The sequence below is a fragment of the Pseudaminobacter soli (ex Li et al. 2025) genome, assembly GCF_003012705.1.
Lineage (GTDB): Bacteria > Pseudomonadota > Alphaproteobacteria > Rhizobiales > Rhizobiaceae > Pseudaminobacter > Pseudaminobacter soli.
The window spans coordinates 80,412-97,818 of record NZ_PXYL01000015.1 but is presented as its reverse complement, the minus strand read 5'-3'; the positions used below and the strand labels follow the sequence as shown (position 1 = coordinate 97,818).

Below are 17,407 nucleotides of genomic sequence, written 5' to 3'. Positions count from 1 at the left end.
TACGGGAGGAGGGGAAATTGAAGAGAAGACAGTTTCTGGGAAGTGTGGCCGCTGCGGCCCTTTTCATGAGCCTGGCAGGCGGCGTGGCCTTTGCCAAGACGCCGGCCGATACGCTTGTTATCGCCAAGGTGATCGACGACGCCATCTCGTTCGACCCGGCAGAATCCTACGAGGATACGAGCTCGGAGGTGCTGCACAACACCTACGAGACCCTCGTGGAATATGACGCAGCCGATATCTCGAAGCTTTCCGGTGGCATCGCCGAAAGTTGGAGCTTTTCCGCCGACAACAAAACGGTCACCTTCAGGCTCCGTTCTGGCATGACCTTCGCTTCCGGCAATCCGGTCACCGCCAATGACGTCGTCTATTCCTTCACTCGCGTGGTGAAGGCGGACAAGACGCCGGCCTTCATCCTGAAACAGTTTGGCTGGTCGGGCGAGAGTGTCGGCACCATGATCAAGGCGGTGGACGACCAGACCTTCGAGATGACGATCGCCGTCGACTACGCCCCCTCGCTGGTGTTGAACATCCTCTCGTCCGTGAACGCGTCGGTGGTCGATTCCAAGACCGTCATCGCGAACGAGAAGGACGGCGATTTCGGCCTCGCCTATCTCAAGGACAAGTCGGAAGGCTCCGGCCCCTTCGTTCTGAAGACCTGGAAGCCGAACCAGACGGTGATGCTGCAATCCAACCCGGCCTATCGCCAGGGCGAGCCGGCGATGAAGCGGGTGATTTTGCGCCACGTGCCGGAAGCGGCCTCGCAGCGCCTGCTGCTCGAAAAGGGCGACGTCGACATCGCCAGCAACCTGCCCGGCGACCAGATCGCGGCTCTGGAAGGCAATGCTGACATCGCCATAAGCCGCAACAACACGACCCGAAATCTATATATCGGCCTCAGCCAGACGGTCGAGCCGTTCACTGAGCCAAAGGTGCGCGAGGCGCTTAAATACCTCGTCGACTACAAGGGCATGACGGAATCGCTGCTGAAGGGCGAGTTCACCGTGCTGCAATCCTTCTGGCCCTCGGGCTTCTACGCTTCGGTTGACGAGAATCCCTATAGCTACGACGTCGAGAAGGCGAAGGCGCTGCTGGCGGAGGCCGGCTACAAGGACGGCTTTGCCTTCAGGCTCAGCGTGCGCAACGTGAGCCCGGCGATCGACATCGCCCAGGCGGTGGAGCAATCCATGTCCGCCGCCGGCATTAAGATGGAAATCCTCCAGACCGACCAGAAGCAGTTCATCACCGCCTATCGCGAACGCCAGTTCGAGGCGGCGCTTGGCACATGGGAGCCGGACTTCCTCGATCCGCATGCCAATGCGGCGACCTTCGCGCACAATCTCGACAACGGCCCGAGTGCGAGCACCAAGACGGTCGCCTGGCGCAACAGCTGGAAGGACGATACGATCAATGCGCTGACTGACGCGGCGGTACGCGAATCCGACGAGACGAAGCGCATCGAGATGTACAAGGATCTCCAGCGCAAGGTCATGGCGGACGGGCCCTATATCGGTCTCGTGCAGCGTACTTCGCAGGTAGCCATGCGCAGCAACGTCAAGGACTATGTGGTTGGTCCCGCGATGATCTTTTACCGGCTGGTCAGGAAGTAACGTGCACAGCCCGGCCAAACGGCTTTACGCCATCGCAAAACTGTCGGCAGGGAGCGCTATTTCGGTCGCGCTCACCCTGCTGGGCCTCATCTTCGTCACCTTTGCCGTCGGCCGCCTCATCCCGATCGATCCGGTCGTGGCCGCAATCGGCGAAAAGGCGCCGCAGGAGGCCTATGACAAGATGTACAGGGAACTCGGCCTCGACCGGCCGGTCTACGAGCAGTTCTCCAACTACGTCGGCAAGGTCGTGCACGGCGATTTCGGCAACTCCGTCTTCACCGGCCGGCCGGTGCTGGAAGACCTCGCGAGCGTCTTTCCCGCCACGCTGGAACTCGCGACGATCGGCATCCTGATAGGCATTCTGGTCGGCGTTCCCCTCGGAGTGGTGGCGGCCGCGAACAACGGGCGCTGGCCGGATCACGTAGTGCGCGTGCTGAGCCTGTCCGGTTATTCCGTGCCGGTCTTCTGGCTCGGCATCGTGCTGCTGCTGATCTTCTACGGCAAGCTCGACTGGGTGGCGGGGCCGGGGCGCATCGACATCGCCTATGACGGTCTCGTCGATGAATGGTCCGGCATCCTTGCGATCGACGCGCTGCGCGCTGGTGACATGGATGTCTTCCGCAACGCGCTCTCGCACATGATCCTGCCGGCGACGCTGCTGGGCCTATTCTCGCTTGCCTATATCTCGCGCATGACCCGCAGCTTCATGCTCACCCAGCTCAATCAGGAATACATCACGCTGGCACGGGCGAAGGGGACTTCGGAACGCGCGGTGATCTGGCGCCATGCGCTGAAGAACGCTCGCGTGCAGATCATCACGGTCTGCTTCCTCTCCTACGGCTTCCTGCTCGAAGGCGCGGTGCTGACGGAGACGGTGTTCTCCTGGCCGGGTCTCGGCCTCTACATGACCAATGCGCTTTTCAACGCCGATCTCAATGCCGTCATCGGCGGCACGATCCTGATCGGCGCTGTCTTCATCCTGCTCAACGCGCTGGCGGACGTCGTCTATCGCTTCGCTGATCCGAGGACCGCATGAACACAACGTTTGCCGAATGGCTGACCACCGACCGACCGGCGAGCCGCGCGCAAGCCCGGCTCGTCCGCCTTACCCTTTCGTTTCGTACGTTGCTCGCCAACCGGCTGGCGCTTCTGGGTCTAGCCATCGTGCTCGCGCTGCTCGTGCTCGCCCTCGCCGGACACTGGTTTGTCGGCTCGCCGACGGATCAGGTTCTGGCGAACCGCCTATTGCCGCCGAGTGCTGAACATTGGTTCGGCACGGATGAACTCGGTCGAGACATCCTCGCCCGCATCGTGCATGGCTCGCAGATCACGGTGCGCATCGTGCTGATGGTCTCGCTGATCGTCGGCCCCTTCGGGCTGATGGTCGGCATGGTCGCCGGCTATTTCGGCGGCGCGGTCGACGCGATCCTGATGCGCATCACCGATATCTTCCTCTCGCTGCCGCGGCTCGTGCTGGCGCTCGCCTTCGTAGCGGCGCTCGGAACCGGCATCAACAATGCCATCATTGCCATCGCGGTGACGAGCTGGCCGCCCTATGCGCGCCTTGCTCGCGCCGAAACGCTCAGCATCCGCAACAGCGATTTCGTGCGCATGGCGCAGTTGCAGGGCGCCTCGACGCTTCGCATTCTCTTCAATCACATCGCGCCGCTCTGCCTCGCCTCCGTCGTGGTGCGGCTGACCTTCGACATGTCCGGCACGATCTTGACGGCCGCTGGTCTCGGCTTCCTCGGCCTCGGCGCGCAGCCACCGCAGCCGGAATGGGGCCTGATGGTCGCCGCCGGCCGGCAATATGTGCTCGACCAATGGTGGGTCGCTACCATGCCCGGCATCGCCATATTCATCGCCAGTCTCGGCTTCAACCTCTTGGGTGATGGCTTGCGCGATGTCTTCGATGCGAGGTCTTCGTGATGTCCCGGCTCGAGATCGAAAACCTGCGCGTCCAATTCATGAGCCGCTCCGGGCCGGTGCCGGCGCTCCGTGGCGTCAATCTCTCCGTCGATGGCGGCCGCGTCGGCATCGTCGGTGAAAGCGGCTCGGGCAAGTCGACCATGGGCAGGGCCATCATGGGCCTGCTACCGCTGACGGCTCAGGTTTCTGCCAGCCGATTCCGGTTCGCCGATGTGGATCTTCTGGCTGCATCTGCCGCGAAGAAGCGGGCGCTGCGCGGCCGGCGGATCGGGCTGATCATGCAGGACCCGCGCTATGCCCTCAATCCGGTGATGACGGCGGGCGCTCAGATCGCCGAGTGTTTCCGGCTGCACCATGGGCTGGTTTGCAGGGCGGCGAAGAGTCGGGCGCTGGACCTGCTCGCGGCCGTGCGCATCAACGATCCGGAGACGGCATATGACCAGTACCCGCACCAGCTCTCTGGCGGCATGGGCCAGCGGGTGATGATTGCCATCGCGCTCGCCGGCGAGCCTGAACTGCTTATCGCCGACGAGCCGACCTCCGCGCTCGACGCCTCGGTGCGCACCAGCTTCCTCGGCCTGCTCGACCAGATCATTCGCGAACGCGGCATGTCGCTGATCCTCATCAGCCACGATCTGAATCTCGTCGCCAATTTCTGCGACCGCGTCGTGGTCTTGTATGGCGGGCAGGTGATGGAGGAGTGCACGGCGACCGATCTTGCCGCCCCGCATCATGCTTATACGCGGGCGCTTGCCGCCTGCCGTCCCTCGCTCACCGAACGGCTACCGGAGCTGCGCACCTTCACCCGCGATCCTGCTTGGTTGGAGGCGCAGCCATGATCGAGATCGAATCCGTCTCGGTGGATTTCCACACCAAGCTGCGCACGGTGCGAGCGCTGAAGGACGTCAGCCTCAGCGTTCCGCAGGGCACCGTCTTTGGCCTCGTCGGTGAATCCGGCTCCGGCAAGACGACGCTGCTGCGCGCCATGATGGGGTTGACGGCCGTCAGTTCCGGCGGCGTGAAAATCGCCGGTGAGGCCGTGCGGCAGAACCCGCCGCTCGCCTTCCGCCGGCGCGTGCAGATGGTCATGCAGGATTGCTACGCCTCGCTGAACCCTGCCCACACGGTGGACCAGATCATCGGCGAACCGCTCGCGATCCACCGCTTCGACAACCCGGAAAAGCGCATCTTGCAGGCCCTCAAGGATGTCGGCCTCGGCCCGGAGCACCGCTTCCGCTTCCCCCACCAGCTCTCCGGCGGCCAGCGCCAGCGCGTCGCCATCGCCCGGTGCCTGGCGATCGAGCCGCAGGTCATGCTGCTCGACGAGCCCACCTCGGCGCTCGACGTCTCCATCCAGGCGGAAATCGTCAACCTCGTCATGCGTCTGCAACAACAGAAGGGCCTGACCCTATTCATCATCAGCCATGACCTTCCGCTTGTCACCCACATGTGCGACCGGCTGGCGATCATGCGCAAGGGCATGGTGCGCGAGGTCATTACCAGCCAGGACCTGATTGAGCGGAAGGTGGAGGATGACTACACGAAGGTGCTCCTGAGCGCGTCTCTCTGATGGGGCGAAGGTCTATGCATTAACGGCGGAATGGCTGCTCAATTCGGAAGAGAAGCATTCAAAAAGCTATCTGCCGAACATGAAATACTGGGTCGAGCACTGTGGCGAACTCAGTGAGAAGCGGGCGAGTTCCTGGCGGTTCTGTCGCAAACTCACACGACGGACATGAACGGCTTGGCGGCGGGATGCTCAGGCAGCGAGGATTTCGAACTGCTCGGCCAGTGACGGCGCCGGATTGTTGGCGCACCTCGCCTGTCGTTTGCGCATCATATGAACCAATTCAATGCCTCAACGCATTGTCATCGCGGCGGGAGGGGCTGAAGGTTCCGCAGAAGCAACCGAAGAGAGGCCGCCTCTGGGTGAATGACGGATCGTGCGTCCGGCTTCGACCCGAGCACCCCAACCATGTCTGGTCCTACGATTTTGTCGAGGGCCGGACCCACAATGGCAGGAAGTTCCGCATGCTCAACATCATCGACGAGTTTACCCGGGCATGTCTGCCGGGCTTCGTCCTGGATACCCGGCTTGAGCCAGGCGCGCGTGTTGTCACCTTCTTTAACGGTGTCACGGCGCGTGAGATCATCGTCACGCTAGACGAGGAAAGGAGACGCCTCGTCTGGGGCGCCGAGAGCCCCTTCCTGAAGCACTACAATGGCTCCGCCCAGGTGTTCGAGCGCGGTGGACTGACCTGCGTCGTCTGGACGGCCGACTTTCTTCCCGATGAAGCTGCGGCAACGGTCGGCCCGCTGATGGAGGCAGGCGCCAAGGCGATGAAGGTTGCGTTGAACCGCCTCGTTGAGAAGGCGTGATCGATGACAGGTGGAGCCGGCGTCGATCAAGTTTTCGGCTCCACAGATCCGCTGCCTTCGTCCCCGAAGAAAACGGCGCCTTGAAATAGCGACATCCTCGAACTCCTTGAGGGCCGACCCGCGCGAGGTCAATCCCGCAAGGAGACGCCAGGCCCCTGGGACGCGCAGCGTAGGCGAGCGATATCTCATTAGATAACGAAACAGCGAGTGGCAAAACTGGTTCGAAACAGCGCTTCATGGGCCTGCGCATCCGGATCGTAACAGCAATCGCGCACTAGGTAGATCCGATAGTCGGCATCGCTGGACCAGCCCACGCTAGAAAACAGCACGCCGCTGCTCGCTATACCAGCCATGACTAGCGTATCGATGCCTTGGGTGCGCAGATCCGTGTCTAGTGTCGTGCCGTAAAACACGTTCGCCCGCGGGCAGCTATAGCGCCAGTCGGTTGGGGCCAAATCCAGATCGTTCGCCGGCGTCGGCTCACGAAATAGCCCTGTCTCGCGGATATTCGCAACAAGGCGATTGTGTTCGTTGACCGACTCGTACTTGGGGCCAAGTGCGAAATTCGCAAAAACGACCGGGCGCCCGGTGGTTCGCCACGTCCTGATGAGCGCATTTGCACGATCCAGCAGGGCTGGCATATCGTCATTTGAGAGTACCGAGAAAACGTCTGCCTGAAAGTGCAACATCAATAATGCTGCACGCTCAGTATCAATATTTCCTATATCGATCATATGAACCTACTAACTGTGGAAAGCCAAAAACCGGCACCAGAAACCCATCTTCCCCTCCAATAAACCCACCGCCATCATGGCCGGGATGGGAGGGGAGTCAAGCGACCCTTAGGCGGCCTCCGCAAGGATCATCTTGTCCAGGGTGAGATCGGAACCAGCACGCCGGAGCCGAGCATTCTCCGCCTCCAGTTCCTACAGGCGCTTCACCTGGTCACCCTTCAGGCCGCCGTATTCAGCCCGCCATCGATAATATGTAACTTCCGTCACGCCTATCGACCGGATCGCCTCCGCTATCGACTTGCCCTGCGCACTCAGCACGTCAACCTGACGCGGCTTCGTGACGATCTCTTCTGCCTTGTGTCTTTTCCCTGCCATTTCAATGTCCTTCTGAGGCCCATAAGCCATACTTCAAGAAGGATCACTTTTCTGGGGGCAGACCAGTAGAGCAACAGGTAGGCGATTTGACCCACAGCGCCTCGTCGGCCTACTTATCCCATTCCCTGGCCCTGTCTAGACCGTCTGGCGCAAACGCCTCTGGCATGTCGAATTTACAGGCTGAAAGCGCTTCGATACGAGAGCTATCCTTGTTTGACGTAGCCCATGCCTTCATCAAGCAGCCAGCTTCGCAATATCTCGACTTCCGGTCTCGCAAGGCTGGCTTCGGGCGTCATCAACACATAGGGCTGACGGATCGGCAGTGAAATGCCGAATGCGTCAACCAAGCGTCCTGCCGCCAGTTCCTGCTCGACCATGAAGTTTGGCGCCAAAGCAAAACCGGCACCGGCAATGCAGGCCTCAATTGCTAGATGGAGCAGATTGAAGGAAAGGGTGGCGCGAAGCTCGAGATGGCCAAAGCCGGTCGCGGCAAACCAGGCTTCCCAGCCTTCATCGTGCCAGCCGGGCTCGGCAAAATCCATCTTGATCAAGGGGCGTGTCAGAAGGTCTGCCGGGGTTGGCGCGGCTGGCAGAAGCGCTGCAACTTGAGGCGCTGCCACCACCACCAGTCGCCCCCCGAGGAGCATATCCTGCCTGATGCCGGGGATTGTTCCGCGACCGTGATAGATCGCAAGATCTGGATCGCGTTCATTGGCGCTCCAGCGGTGCGGCAGGGCGAGCACCGCAACTGAGATTTCAGGATGCGCGGCGCGAAATTTGCCGATGCGCGGGGCCAGCCATTTCGTCGCCAGAGAATATTGGCACCGCACCGTAACAGTGCTGGCGCCGCCCGGCGCTCGCGCGGCGACGCTAGCCGCTGTAATCTGGTCGAAGATTGCGCCAAGGCGGGTTGCGAAAACGCGCCCGGTTTCAGTCAGGCTGACGCCGTTGGCCCGCCGCTCAAACAACGGCCCTTCAACCCATTCCTCAAGCTGTCGCATCTGGTGGCTAATTGCGCCAGGCGTGACGCCTAGTTCTCCCCCGGCACGGGCAAAACTCAGATGGCGCGCGGCCGCTTCGAAGGCGCGCAACGCGGGTAGGGGCGGCAGGTGTCGTGTCATGTTGAAGGCTCAATTTGGCTCGTGGTAGCCGGCAAAACTATTGGTTTGCGTCCACATTCTTGCCTGTGACATCGTTATGTCAAGACAAGGAATGAGCAGGATTATGTCTCGAGATCAATCTATCGCCACCGCTGTCGCTTATGCAGACAATGGCCGTTTTCTGGCTGACCTGGCCCGCCGCGTCGCAATTGCCACCGAGAGCCAAAAACCGGAGCGTCGGCCTGAATGCTACCGCTACCTCCGCGACATCGACGCCGATCTCGCCCGATTAGGTTTTGCTGGCGAGATCGTCGACAACCCTGATCCGGTCGGCGGCCCGCTGCTGATCGCCTGCCGGCACGAGGGGGACGATCTGCCGACCCTGCTGGTCTATGGTCATGGCGACGTTGTCGCCGGCATGGAAGGCCAATGGGCAAATGGACGAGATCCTTGGAAGGTCAGCGTCGAGGGTGAGCGCATCTATGGCCGGGGCACAGCCGATAACAAGGGCCAGCACACCATAGTCATGCTCGCGCTGGAGGCCGTTCTGGCCACCCGGGGCAAGCTTGGTTTCAATACGGTTGCGTTGATCGAAACCTCTGAAGAAACGGGCTCCGCCGGCCTGCGTGAGGTCTGTCAGACGCATCGCGCGAAACTCACAGCCGACTGGCTGATTGCCTCCGACGGTCCGCGCCTCAAGATGGAGCGTCCAACCCTCGATGGCGGCACACGCGGCGTTGTCGATTTCGATCTGGTCTGCGATCTGCGACCGGGGGCGCATCATTCGGGCAATTGGGGCGGGTTGATTGCCAACCCAGCTGTTGTTCTCGCCAATGCGATTTCCTGCCTAATTTCCGGGACGGGTCGCATCAATGTACGTGGCATCGTGCCAGCGAAAGTCCCTGAAAGCGTGCGCATGGCCCTGTCCCGCATTACGCCTGAGGCCGAAGAGGACGGCCCGCAGCTTGATGAATGGTGGGGCGAGCCGGGTTTAAGCCAATCTGAACGCGTCTTCGGCTGGACAGCGCTTGAAGTCCTGGCCATGAGCGCCGGAAACCCGGCCCAACCGGTCAACGCCATTCCGCCACGTGCATCGGCGCGCATGCAGATCCGCTATACGGTAGACACCGATCCGGCGTGTTTCGTTCCTGCTATTCGTGCGTATCTGGACGCCCACGGCTTCAGTAATGTTTCTGTCGCGCCGGGGGCCAAGGAAGCTGACTGGGGCGCGACGCGTCTTGATCCAGAACACCCTCTAATGCGCTGGGCCGCGGCCTCCGTGGAGAGGACGATGGGCATAGCGCCGACGATCCTGCCCAATGCGGGCGGGTCGCTGCCCAATGATTGCTTCGCTGATATTCTCGGCATTCCCACCGTTTGGGCGCCACATTCCTATTCCGGATGTTCCCAGCACGCGCCCGACGAACATCTGCTTCAATCGCTTGTGGCCGAAGGTCTGGCGATCATGGCCGGGCTGTTCTGGGACCTGGGCACAGAAGGGCGACCGGCGCGGCGCTGAACCTATCGATCTGTAGAACGAAACGAGGAGGAGCTCATGTTTCGAAATGTGACGAGATTGGCCGGGGTGCTATCGCTTTGCGCAACGCTTGCCGTGCCGGCTAGCGCGCAAGAGCAGCCGGAAGTGCGCATCGGCACGGATGGCGGCTACGAGCCCTGGACCTCGATGACATCCGACGGGGAACTGACCGGCTTTGATGTCGAGCTGGCCAAGCTTGTCTGCGAGCGTATGAAGCGGAGCTGCCGCTTCACCGCCCAGCCCTGGGAGGGGCAGATACCGGCCCTGGAGCAGGGCAAATATGACATCCTTGTCGGCGGCATCTCGATCACGCCTGAGCGTCAGAAGCGACTGGCCTTTACCCAGAGCTATGCCAATCTGCCGATCAATTTTGCCGCCGCTAAGAGCTCCGGGTTGAATGGCAAGGCGACTTGGCCGGAACTGCGCGCGGCGCTCGTCGGCAAGACGATTGGCGTGCAGACCGGCACGCAAAGCCAGAAGTTCATGGACAATGAATTAAAGGGCGAGGTGACACTGCGTCTCTACGACAATCAGGACAGCCTCAATCTTGATCTTTTGGCTGGCCGGGTCGACGCCGCGCTGGCCGGTCGTTCCCCATGGATCGCGCTGACCCGGTCGCCACAGGGTGAACCGATCGAGGTCCTGTCGCCCAACCTTGACTTTGAGCAGTTCGACTATCTGGGCGTTGGCGTCGGTGGCTTGATGCGCAAGGATTCTGATGACCTGCGCAAGGCGTGGGACGAAGCGCTGTGCACGTTGAAGGCCGAGGGCGAAGTCAAGCGCATCGCGGAAAAATGGTTCGGCTTCGACGTATCGGTCAAACCGGACGCCAAGATCTGCGGGGCCTGATCTGCCATGGCTGGCGAGACGACACTGACCGAACTTTTTGCATGGGGTGCCGGCGGATGGTCAAAACCCATTCTGATCGGCCTTGGGGTCACCGTCGCCTGCGCGAGCATCGGTTATGTGTTTGGCGTTGTACTCGGGTTAGGGGTGGCGTTCGCCAGAATTGGCAACAACCGATTCCTGGCGGCGCTCGCCATGCTCTACACAACCCTGTTGCGCGGCGTGCCGCCGCTGCTGGTCATCTTCCTGCTGTTCTTCGGAACAAACGGTGCCTTGATGTGGATCGCGCGCGGCTTTGGCTTTACCGGTTATATCGAGGTCGACGCCTTTACGGTGGGCGTCATGGCCGTTGCCCTGGTCGCGGGCGCCTATAGTTCCGAGATATTCCGCGGCGCGCACGCCACCATACCCACCGGGCAGTTCGAGGCCTATGCATCGCTCGGCTTGCGTCCGCTGGTCGGCTTCTGGACCGTCATCTTGCCGCAAATGTTTCGCCTGGCGTTGCCGGGGCTGGGCAATGTGTGGATCCTCGCCATGAAGGAAACAACGCTTCTGTCGGTCATCTCGCTCGCCGAGTTGATGCGGGTTGTCGGTCTAGCGGGCCGCACAACCGGCCAGCCCTTTGTCTTCTATGGCGCGGCGGCGCTCATCTACCTCGTGCTCATTGCGATCTCGTCGCAGGCGTTCAAGGCAATCGAAGCAAGAATGCGTTGGGCCTGACAATGGATTTTGACACCACGCTTCGCGTCGCGACTGAGCTTTTTGGCGCAATCTGGGTCACGCTGGCTCTTGCGGCAGCGACGCTGCCGCTGGGCTTTCTGTTTGCCGCGCTGGCAACCTGGGCGCGGAATTCACGCTATCGCATCGTGCGTCTTGTCGCGGAAGCCTATGTTCTGGTGTTCCGCTCCACGCCGCTTCTGGTGCAGATTTTCCTGCTCTACTACGGCCTCAGCCAGTTTGCTTGGCTGCGTGCAAGCTGGGCCTGGATTGTGCTGCGCGATCCCTTTTCTTGTGCCATCATCGCCATGAGCCTGTGCGCCGGGGCCTATACCTCAGAAGTGATGCGCGGCGGCTTGGCTGCTATTCCATCCGGCGTGATCGAAGCTGCGCGGGCGCTTGGGCTGTCGCAGCTGCGGGTTTTCTTTCTCGTCACTGCTCCCATCGCGATACGGCGCGCCTTGCCTGCCTATAGCAACGAGATCATCGTGACGTTGAAATCCACTTCGCTTGCCAGCACCATCACGGTGATGGAGTTGACCGGCGTGGCCAAGGATCTGATGAGCCAGACCTTTGCCGTGATCGAGGTTTTCTGCATGGTGGCCGTCATCTATCTGGTGATCAACATGACCCTGATCTTCGCGCTGCGCCGGCTGGAAATCTGGCTGACTCCGGACTATCTGCGCGTCAAATCGCACAGGCGCCCGAAACATGCCGGCCCAGCCATGCCCGACGGCGCGGGTGCGTGGAGGCCATCTCGTCCGACTTGATCGCGCCCTAAAAGCGTACATGCGTTTGGCTCGCCATTCAGAAGGGCTGGGGCTAGCCGAACCGCAGTGGCCCACACGCTTGATACCGCGATTGCATGACGGGGTCTGAAGGTCTACTGCCTTGACAGGTTGTGATCTCGTGTCAAACGACAACTTGGAGCAAATGTCGGTATCGGTGGTTGCGAGCCCCCGCAACCAAAGATCAAAACACTCCCGCGAGCCCGGCTCCGGGAGTGTTTTTGTTTGAGGGCTGCCGATCCGTCCAGTTCAGGATCGTGCCCAACTTGCCATACAGAGTTGCCTCCATCTCACCGCGCCTGACGCCGGGCGTCAGGACGATCTTCTCGATCAGGCCACGTAGCGCTTGCGCCGCCGCCTGGCGGTCTTCCGGACAGTTGAGCGCCGCGGCCAACTGCTCGACTTTCCTGGCATAGACTGCCGAAATACTTGGCAGCAGGTCGGGCATGTCTTGCGGAGCCGTGGCCAGCAGCTCGGTGAGCTCGGCCTTGCGGGCCTCGAGTCCATCCAGCGCCGCCTTCATGCTGGCCCACCACGGCCGACAAAGGTCAGGATCTCGTATGGCGTGGTCGCCATCAGCCGGATGTACGCAATCCAGCGTCGACGGCGCGCCACAACCAGTGTTTTGTGCCGGCGATGGTAATGGCCACCTCGTCCAGATGCCACACTTCGTTCCGGCTTGGCTTCTTGCAGTGAAGGCGACGTGCATAATCCGGGCCGAACTTCCTTCCCCAACGGCGGATCGTTTCATAGGAGACGACAATGCCGCGCTCCAACAGCATTTCCTCGACCAAGCGCAGGCTCAGCGGAAACCGAAAGTAGAGCCATACCGCATGGGCGATGATCTGAGGTGGGAAGCGATGGCGCCTGTAGCTAACTGGCGAGGGGTCCATGCGAATGTGTCTATCGCGACAGCCCCTCACAAGCCGTTACCGTGACATCTCCGCTGCGCGACCTGCCGGACATAGAGGCGCTCGAGGATGCCGGATTGCTCGCAGTGCGGCCGTAGACGCCTTGATAGCGAGGCCCGACGTCCATTGATCACAGGTCGAGTACAAGCCGATCGCCACGGCAGCGCGACACACAAGGCATGACGAGCCTGCCCTCAGCCTGCTCGTCCGTGCTCAGATACATGTCCCGATGCTCCGGCGGCCCCTCGAGCACACCGGTCATGCACGTGCCGCAGATTCCCTCTTCGCACGAGGTTTCGATCTCGATTCCCGCGGCGCGCAACACTTCGACGATCGTCTGATCCGGCCCTACGTGCAAAGCCAATCCCGAGCGCGCGAGCATCAGATCGAAGCCCTCGCCCGCGGTCTCGACGTCGACAGGCGCGCTGAAATATTCGCTGTGCCGCTGCCTGATGTCCCAGCCGGATTGTGCGGCGACACCGTCGACCATCGCCATGAACGGGCCAGGCCCACAGGTTTAGAGATGCTTGTCCGGCTGTGGGTCGGCGAGCAGTTCCCGGAGCAGGGCATGTTGCGCATCCAGGGCGAGCCCGTAGTGCATGTCGACGGTATCACGCCACTCGCCAGCGGATAGCAGACCGGCGAAATCGGCGAAGCGCGGCGCCCGAGCGAAATAGACGAGACGGAACGGGGCATCCTCGGCAGCCAGCCAGCGGGCCATCGACAGCAGCGGGGTTATGCCGATGCCTCCGGCCAGCAGGATGTGGTCTCGGGCAGTGGCGGACAGCGGAAAGTTGTTCTTCGGCCCCGACACGATCAGTTCGTCGCCCAATCGCACGTCCCTATGCATGGCGAGCGATCCACCCCGCGACGTGGCTTCCAGCTTGACTGCGATGCGGTAGACCCTGCGATCGGCCGGCCCATTCGTCAGCGAATACTGGCGTATCAGGCCAGGGCCTAGATAGATGTCGATATGGGCGCCGGGCGTTGGAGCCGGCAACATCGTGCCGTCGGCAGGGACGAGCGTAAAACCGGTGATCCCTTCGGCTTCTTCCACGATCTCGGCGATATGAATCTTGAGTTTCTGCATCGTTCGTCTTCTTGTTCTCTGTTGCGGCAGGCATCTCGCAGGGCGATGGAAGTCCACCCGCCGTGCGGTCGGACCGGATGCCCGTCCGCGCGTCAGGAATTGGAGTAGAGTTCCGTGCTATAGCTCGCCTGGATATTCGTCTCGATCGCCTTCTCGTCTTCCCGCAACTGAAGCTGGGCCTTGACGATCTCGCCCATGGTCGGAAAGTCCGCGCGGTCGATACGTGCCGACGATTCCCATAGTTTGGACCGCAGCAACGCCCTAGCACAGTGGAAGAAAACCTCGTGGATCGTCACCGTGATGCCGAGCTTCGGAACATGGCCGCCGAATGCCAGTCCCGCCAGCAGCGCCGCATCATCGACGACCTTCGCATGACCGTTCAGGCGCAGTGTTTCGTTGATCCCCGGAACGAAGAAGATGATGCCGACGGCGGGATTGCGCATCAGATTCTTCATCGTGTCGAAACGGCGATTGCCAGGGCGCTCCGGAATCAGGAGCGTCCGATCGTCCAGTACCGCGACGAATCCCGGGGCGTCCCCGCGTGGGCTGACATCCGCCGATCCCTGCGCGTCGGTCGAGCCCATGCACAGGAACGGCGACAGGGCTATGAACTGCCGACCATATCGGTCGAGCCGGTCGAATACCTTTTCGACGGCGCCCGGCATGGGGTCGCCTCCGATACGGCAGATCTCGTCCGTCTCGGTGACGACGCGCAGTTCTTGAATGCTCATGGTCCAACCTCCTGTATTTTTCGTGCCGTCTTCGGTGTGGAGGGAACGTAGTGATCATGCAGGCCGAAACCCGCTGGGCCGACGACAGCGAGCGCGGCGGGTGTTCGCAGCGCCGCCGGTGCACCGATGGCAAGCACCGCGACACGCTGCCCATAACGCAGGTCCTCCGTCGTGATCGGTGTCGCCGTTTCGCGATCGAGTACGCAAATCAGATCCGGCACGATGGCAAGCACTCGTTCGCCCTCCCGCACCAGCAGGTTCTCGTTGCGAAACCGGATCTCGGCGACGCGGCCGCCATCGTCTTCAATTTTGGCCGTGCCGACGTTGAAACCGGCGCTGACCTCACGGTCGAGATCGACGATCTTGCCGCGAATATCTGTGCGCTCCCGTCATAGATCCCGGTGCCGTCGAGATAGCCAAGGATCGATGCCAACAGATTTCGCCCGGCGTTCCGTGCGGTTCGCACCGCGGCGCCGAGCCCGATCGCCATGGAAAGCGTGCCGTGGATCGCATGAGCACGCGCCTGCTGCCCGGACATGATATAGCTCGCCGCGTGCACCACGCCCCCCATGGCCTCGCATACCGAGCGCGCTACCCGTTCGACACGATTGTTGTCGTCGGCCTGCACGAGCGCATAGTCGCCATGTTCATTGACGAGCACCATCGGCGCGGCCGGTACGCCGGCAATACCGAACGACACCATCTGCACTTCAGGGAAGGCACGCGCCATGCCGTCAGCGTCGACGACCGGCAGTCCCAGCCTCCCTGCCGCGACCAGCGGAATGGTGGAATTCAGTCCTCCGATCTCGACCGGCATGATCGCGTCGACCGGCTTTCGCCACGTGATACGGCGCGCGCGATGTCGATGCGCGAAATGATCGTGCCGAAGTCCTTCGACGCCCAGCGGACGAAGGCGAAGACGGTGCCGGGCCGGAACGACAAGACGCGTCGTCGCCCATCGAGGATTTGTCCGTGGACGTGGGTGCCGAAGCGAACCCAGTTCTCGATCTTCTTCTCAATCCAGGTCAGCTCGACATGGGTGAGATTGTCGACGCCGGTCATGACGGATCTCCCTGTTGAGCAAATTCGTGCGCGAGCAGGTCGCGCGGCATGTCGGCGACAGTGCACCCGCTCGGATGGCGAAGGTCCGCCTTGCCGACGGCGCCCTTCTGATTGAAGAGCGCGACGGTCACGATGGGCTCCCGGCCGGGGGGATGAGGTTATCCTCAGACCTGCAAAAGCGGGGCGGTGTTAGAAAGATTCCGAAGGAATCCAAGTTAGATAAGTTGCGGCCGCCGCAAGGCGTTGAATCGGAACAATGAATCGTCGATTCCGGTCCCCGATAGCACGATAGGGTCGGTCCCCGATAGCACGAGTGAATTCACAGCCTATCCCCAAAGCAGGTTGACGGTTTCCGTCGCGGGCGCGGCGGGGTGAAGAAGGTAGGATCGGTGGCGACAAAGGTGAGAACCTCATGGCCATCCGGCCGCTGCTGGATGGCGAGTCGATAGCCGGGCAGGGGCTGTCGGCTGACGATCTTGCGCAGGCCGTAGGCGAAATGCTTGAGCGGCGAGAGGCTGCCGGATTTCTGATGGAGATGGGTAAAGTCGAAGCTCCAGCCGAAGGACTGGCGGCCGCCATGCTTGCGCACGATGCGGCAGAGCCAGCGCTCACGCCCGCCAGTCAGGTCGAAATACGTCCGATCGATCGTCAGGACGAGCCGTCATCGAGTACGGCGCGATAGAACCAGTCCGGTAGGATCAGCTCGATGCCGACGGGGCGTCCGTCGCTGTCGGTCCGCTCCTTCCATTCGTTGATCCAGGAGAAGTGGTGACGGCCGCCTTCGTGCTGGTGACGCTGGGACTTCCCATGCTGCGCGGTCGCAGCGCCTTGCGCGAAACAATGCGGGCTTAGTCATCCCTCATGATGGACGCGGCAGGAGCCCTCCCAAGACCGTTTGTGTGATCGTCTTCGCAGCCAGATTGTAGTCCGCGGTCCTCAACTGATCGACCTGCAGTGCATCACACGCCAATGCCTCGAACTCGGCGTAGAACTGTGTGGCGGACCACAGCAGGATGAACAGGTGCCGCGCATCCACCTTCACCATCTTCCCGGCGGCAACCCAGGCATCGATCACCTTAGCCTTCTCTGCCGTAATGCTGCGCATGTGGTCGCGAGCTTCTCCCGATAGGTGGCCCGCCCCTTGCAGTATCTCGTTGGCGAACAGGCGTGTTTCGGCCGCATTCTGTCGGGCGTACTCAAGTTTTGTCCGAACGTAGTCTTCAATTGCTACGGCAGGCTCGCGATCAGCAGAGATGTGCTGGAATGCCTCGTCCCAGCTATGGATCAGATGAGCAATGGTGGCGTTGTAAATCTCCTCCTTTGAGGAGAAGTAGTAGTAGACGTTGCCCTTAGGCAGCCCAGACGCCTTGGCAATCTCGACAATTCGAGCGCCATCAAGCCCTTTCCGCGAGAATACCTCGACAGCGGCCGAAAGTATCTTCTGTACGTTTCGTGCCCGAATTCGGTCTTCGGAAACGCCCGGAGCAGCAATCTCATCGATACTATCGTTTCTCTTTAGGCTTCCTGCCACGGCTATCTCTTTATTTTTGCGCAGTTTTATTCGACCATTCACAGGTCGACTGTCAATTATTTCCGACAAG

19 protein-coding genes and 7 pseudogenes are annotated in these 17,407 nt (G+C 61.4%); 11 read left to right on the top strand and 15 right to left on the bottom strand.

What is annotated here, in order from left to right:
* The first annotated feature begins 17 nt into the window (after positions 1-17).
* Genes C7I85_RS23235 through C7I85_RS23215 form a run of 5 tightly spaced genes read left to right on the top strand, consistent with a single transcriptional unit; the run spans position 18 to position 5,106 of the window.
* On the top strand, positions 18-1,607 hold the full coding sequence (locus C7I85_RS23235; protein ID WP_146148928.1) for an ABC transporter substrate-binding protein: 1,590 nt from the start codon (positions 18-20) through the stop codon (positions 1,605-1,607).
* Position 1,608: 1 nt separating this feature from the next.
* Complete coding sequence (locus C7I85_RS23230) at positions 1,609-2,643, top strand: ABC transporter permease (protein WP_106726390.1); 1,035 nt, start codon at positions 1,609-1,611, stop codon at positions 2,641-2,643.
* Positions 2,640-3,536, top strand: a complete 897-nt coding sequence (locus C7I85_RS23225; RefSeq protein ID WP_106726389.1) for an ABC transporter permease — start codon at positions 2,640-2,642, stop codon at positions 3,534-3,536. Before C7I85_RS23230 ends, C7I85_RS23225 begins: the two co-directional genes overlap by 4 nt.
* A complete protein-coding gene (locus C7I85_RS23220) occupies positions 3,536-4,375 on the top strand; it encodes an ABC transporter ATP-binding protein (protein ID WP_106726388.1) in 840 nt (279 codons plus the stop codon). The genes C7I85_RS23225 and C7I85_RS23220 overlap by 1 nt, the downstream gene beginning before the upstream one ends.
* Positions 4,372-5,106, top strand: a complete 735-nt coding sequence (locus tag C7I85_RS23215) for an ABC transporter ATP-binding protein (protein ID WP_106726387.1) — start codon at positions 4,372-4,374, stop codon at positions 5,104-5,106. The genes C7I85_RS23220 and C7I85_RS23215 overlap by 4 nt, the downstream gene beginning before the upstream one ends.
* A 189-nt stretch (positions 5,107-5,295) precedes the next feature.
* On the opposite strand, the pseudogene C7I85_RS23210 reads toward C7I85_RS23215, so the two are convergent.
* Positions 5,296-5,394 (bottom strand): annotated as a pseudogene (locus tag C7I85_RS23210) (IS6 family transposase); the annotation flags it as partial.
* A 17-nt stretch (positions 5,395-5,411) separates the two neighbouring features.
* Here C7I85_RS23210 and C7I85_RS31380 point away from each other — a divergent pair.
* Together C7I85_RS31380 and C7I85_RS31730 are read left to right on the top strand one after the other, a co-directional pair.
* Positions 5,412-5,606, top strand: a pseudogene (locus C7I85_RS31380) (IS3 family transposase); the annotation flags it as partial.
* Positions 5,580-5,915, top strand: a complete 336-nt coding sequence (locus C7I85_RS31730) for an SRPBCC family protein (protein ID WP_245445067.1) — start codon at positions 5,580-5,582, stop codon at positions 5,913-5,915. The pseudogene C7I85_RS31380 and the gene C7I85_RS31730, both read left to right, overlap by 27 nt.
* 188 nt (positions 5,916-6,103) lie before the next feature.
* Here the strand turns inward: C7I85_RS31730 and C7I85_RS23200 are convergent, their stop codons facing one another.
* The 3 genes and pseudogenes from C7I85_RS23200 to C7I85_RS23190 all read right to left on the bottom strand — a co-directional run bounded on the left by C7I85_RS23200 (position 6,104) and on the right by C7I85_RS23190 (position 8,115).
* Complete coding sequence (locus C7I85_RS23200; RefSeq protein ID WP_245445063.1) at positions 6,104-6,649, bottom strand: cysteine hydrolase family protein; 546 nt, start codon at positions 6,647-6,649, stop codon at positions 6,104-6,106.
* Positions 6,650-6,760: 111 nt separating this feature from the next.
* Positions 6,761-7,024: pseudogene (locus tag C7I85_RS23195) on the bottom strand (transposase); the annotation flags it as partial.
* Positions 7,025-7,227: 203 nt separating this feature from the next.
* Complete coding sequence (locus C7I85_RS23190) at positions 7,228-8,115, bottom strand: LysR substrate-binding domain-containing protein (protein WP_181257300.1); 888 nt, start codon at positions 8,113-8,115, stop codon at positions 7,228-7,230.
* A 133-nt stretch (positions 8,116-8,248) separates the two neighbouring features.
* Between C7I85_RS23190 and C7I85_RS23185 the strand changes: the two genes are divergently transcribed.
* From C7I85_RS23185 to C7I85_RS23170, 4 genes are read left to right on the top strand one after another with little or no spacing between them, the layout of a single operon-like run.
* Positions 8,249-9,643 carry a M20 family metallopeptidase gene (locus C7I85_RS23185; protein ID WP_106726384.1) on the top strand — a complete coding sequence of 465 codons (1,395 nt, stop codon included), beginning with the start codon at positions 8,249-8,251 and terminating at the stop codon, positions 9,641-9,643.
* A gap of 36 nt (positions 9,644-9,679) precedes the next feature.
* Positions 9,680-10,510 carry a transporter substrate-binding domain-containing protein gene (locus tag C7I85_RS23180; RefSeq protein ID WP_106726383.1) on the top strand — a complete coding sequence of 277 codons (831 nt, stop codon included), beginning with the start codon at positions 9,680-9,682 and terminating at the stop codon, positions 10,508-10,510.
* Positions 10,511-10,516: 6 nt separating this feature from the next.
* Positions 10,517-11,227, top strand: a complete 711-nt coding sequence (locus C7I85_RS23175; protein ID WP_210203069.1) for an ABC transporter permease — start codon at positions 10,517-10,519, stop codon at positions 11,225-11,227.
* Between the two features lie 2 nt (positions 11,228-11,229).
* Entirely contained in the window at positions 11,230-11,994 is a 765-nt protein-coding gene (locus C7I85_RS23170) for an ABC transporter permease (RefSeq protein WP_106726382.1), read from the top strand.
* Between the two features lie 202 nt (positions 11,995-12,196).
* Here C7I85_RS23170 and C7I85_RS23165 read toward each other — a convergent pair whose 3' ends face one another.
* From C7I85_RS23165 to C7I85_RS23120, 11 genes and pseudogenes are all read right to left on the bottom strand, one after another.
* Complete coding sequence (locus C7I85_RS23165; protein ID WP_106726381.1) at positions 12,197-12,535, bottom strand: hypothetical protein; 339 nt, start codon at positions 12,533-12,535, stop codon at positions 12,197-12,199.
* Positions 12,536-12,611: 76 nt separating this feature from the next.
* Positions 12,612-12,905: pseudogene (locus tag C7I85_RS23160) on the bottom strand (IS6 family transposase); the annotation flags it as partial.
* Positions 12,906-13,053: 148 nt separating this feature from the next.
* On the bottom strand, positions 13,054-13,419 hold the full coding sequence (locus tag C7I85_RS31375; protein ID WP_210203068.1) for a 2Fe-2S iron-sulfur cluster-binding protein: 366 nt from the start codon (positions 13,417-13,419) through the stop codon (positions 13,054-13,056).
* 21 nt (positions 13,420-13,440) lie between these two features.
* Complete coding sequence (locus tag C7I85_RS31370; RefSeq protein ID WP_210203067.1) at positions 13,441-14,013, bottom strand: ferredoxin reductase; 573 nt, start codon at positions 14,011-14,013, stop codon at positions 13,441-13,443.
* A 92-nt stretch (positions 14,014-14,105) separates the two neighbouring features.
* Positions 14,106-14,744 carry a pyridoxamine 5'-phosphate oxidase family protein gene (locus C7I85_RS23150; RefSeq protein ID WP_106726380.1) on the bottom strand — a complete coding sequence of 213 codons (639 nt, stop codon included), beginning with the start codon at positions 14,742-14,744 and terminating at the stop codon, positions 14,106-14,108.
* On the bottom strand, positions 14,741-15,106 hold the full coding sequence (locus tag C7I85_RS32070; protein ID WP_280954417.1) for a DUF917 family protein: 366 nt from the start codon (positions 15,104-15,106) through the stop codon (positions 14,741-14,743). The genes C7I85_RS23150 and C7I85_RS32070 overlap by 4 nt, the downstream gene beginning before the upstream one ends.
* Before the next feature lie 44 nt (positions 15,107-15,150).
* Positions 15,151-15,561, bottom strand: a pseudogene (locus tag C7I85_RS32065) (DUF917 family protein); the annotation flags it as partial.
* 5 nt (positions 15,562-15,566) lie between these two features.
* Positions 15,567-15,806 (bottom strand): annotated as a pseudogene (locus tag C7I85_RS23135) (DUF2840 domain-containing protein); the annotation flags it as partial.
* The gene (locus tag C7I85_RS32060; protein ID WP_146148927.1) at positions 15,803-15,937 is read right to left on the bottom strand and encodes a ParA family protein; all 135 of its coding nucleotides are present in this window, start codon (positions 15,935-15,937) and stop codon (positions 15,803-15,805) included. The pseudogene C7I85_RS23135 and the gene C7I85_RS32060, both read right to left, overlap by 4 nt.
* 188 nt (positions 15,938-16,125) lie before the next feature.
* A pseudogene (locus tag C7I85_RS23125) lies at positions 16,126-16,607 on the bottom strand (replication initiator protein A); the annotation flags it as partial.
* 58 nt (positions 16,608-16,665) lie between these two features.
* Positions 16,666-17,337 carry a TetR family transcriptional regulator C-terminal domain-containing protein gene (locus C7I85_RS23120; protein WP_245445062.1) on the bottom strand — a complete coding sequence of 224 codons (672 nt, stop codon included), beginning with the start codon at positions 17,335-17,337 and terminating at the stop codon, positions 16,666-16,668.
* Between the last annotated feature and the right edge of the window lie 70 nt (positions 17,338-17,407).

Bases quoted from the DNA above. Each gene is read 5' to 3' on its own strand.
- C7I85_RS23225 (WP_106726389.1), top strand. From the start codon at position 2,640: ATGAACACAACGTTTGCCGAATGGCTGACCACCGACCGACCGGCGAGC.
- C7I85_RS23220 (WP_106726388.1), top strand. From the start codon at position 3,536: ATGTCCCGGCTCGAGATCGAAAACCTGCGCGTCCAATTCATGAGCCGC.
- C7I85_RS23215 (WP_106726387.1), top strand. From the start codon at position 4,372: ATGATCGAGATCGAATCCGTCTCGGTGGATTTCCACACCAAGCTGCGC.
- C7I85_RS23200 (WP_245445063.1), bottom strand. From the start codon at position 6,649: ATGATCGATATAGGAAATATTGATACTGAGCGTGCAGCATTATTGATG.
- C7I85_RS23185 (WP_106726384.1), top strand. From the start codon at position 8,249: ATGTCTCGAGATCAATCTATCGCCACCGCTGTCGCTTATGCAGACAAT.
- C7I85_RS23180 (WP_106726383.1), top strand. From the start codon at position 9,680: ATGTTTCGAAATGTGACGAGATTGGCCGGGGTGCTATCGCTTTGCGCA.
- C7I85_RS23175 (WP_210203069.1), top strand. From the start codon at position 10,517: ATGGCTGGCGAGACGACACTGACCGAACTTTTTGCATGGGGTGCCGGC.
- C7I85_RS23170 (WP_106726382.1), top strand. From the start codon at position 11,230: ATGGATTTTGACACCACGCTTCGCGTCGCGACTGAGCTTTTTGGCGCA.
- C7I85_RS23165 (WP_106726381.1), bottom strand. From the start codon at position 12,535: ATGAAGGCGGCGCTGGATGGACTCGAGGCCCGCAAGGCCGAGCTCACC.
- C7I85_RS31375 (WP_210203068.1), bottom strand. From the start codon at position 13,419: ATGGCGATGGTCGACGGTGTCGCCGCACAATCCGGCTGGGACATCAGG.
- C7I85_RS31370 (WP_210203067.1), bottom strand. From the start codon at position 14,013: ATGCAGAAACTCAAGATTCATATCGCCGAGATCGTGGAAGAAGCCGAA.
- C7I85_RS23150 (WP_106726380.1), bottom strand. From the start codon at position 14,744: ATGAGCATTCAAGAACTGCGCGTCGTCACCGAGACGGACGAGATCTGC.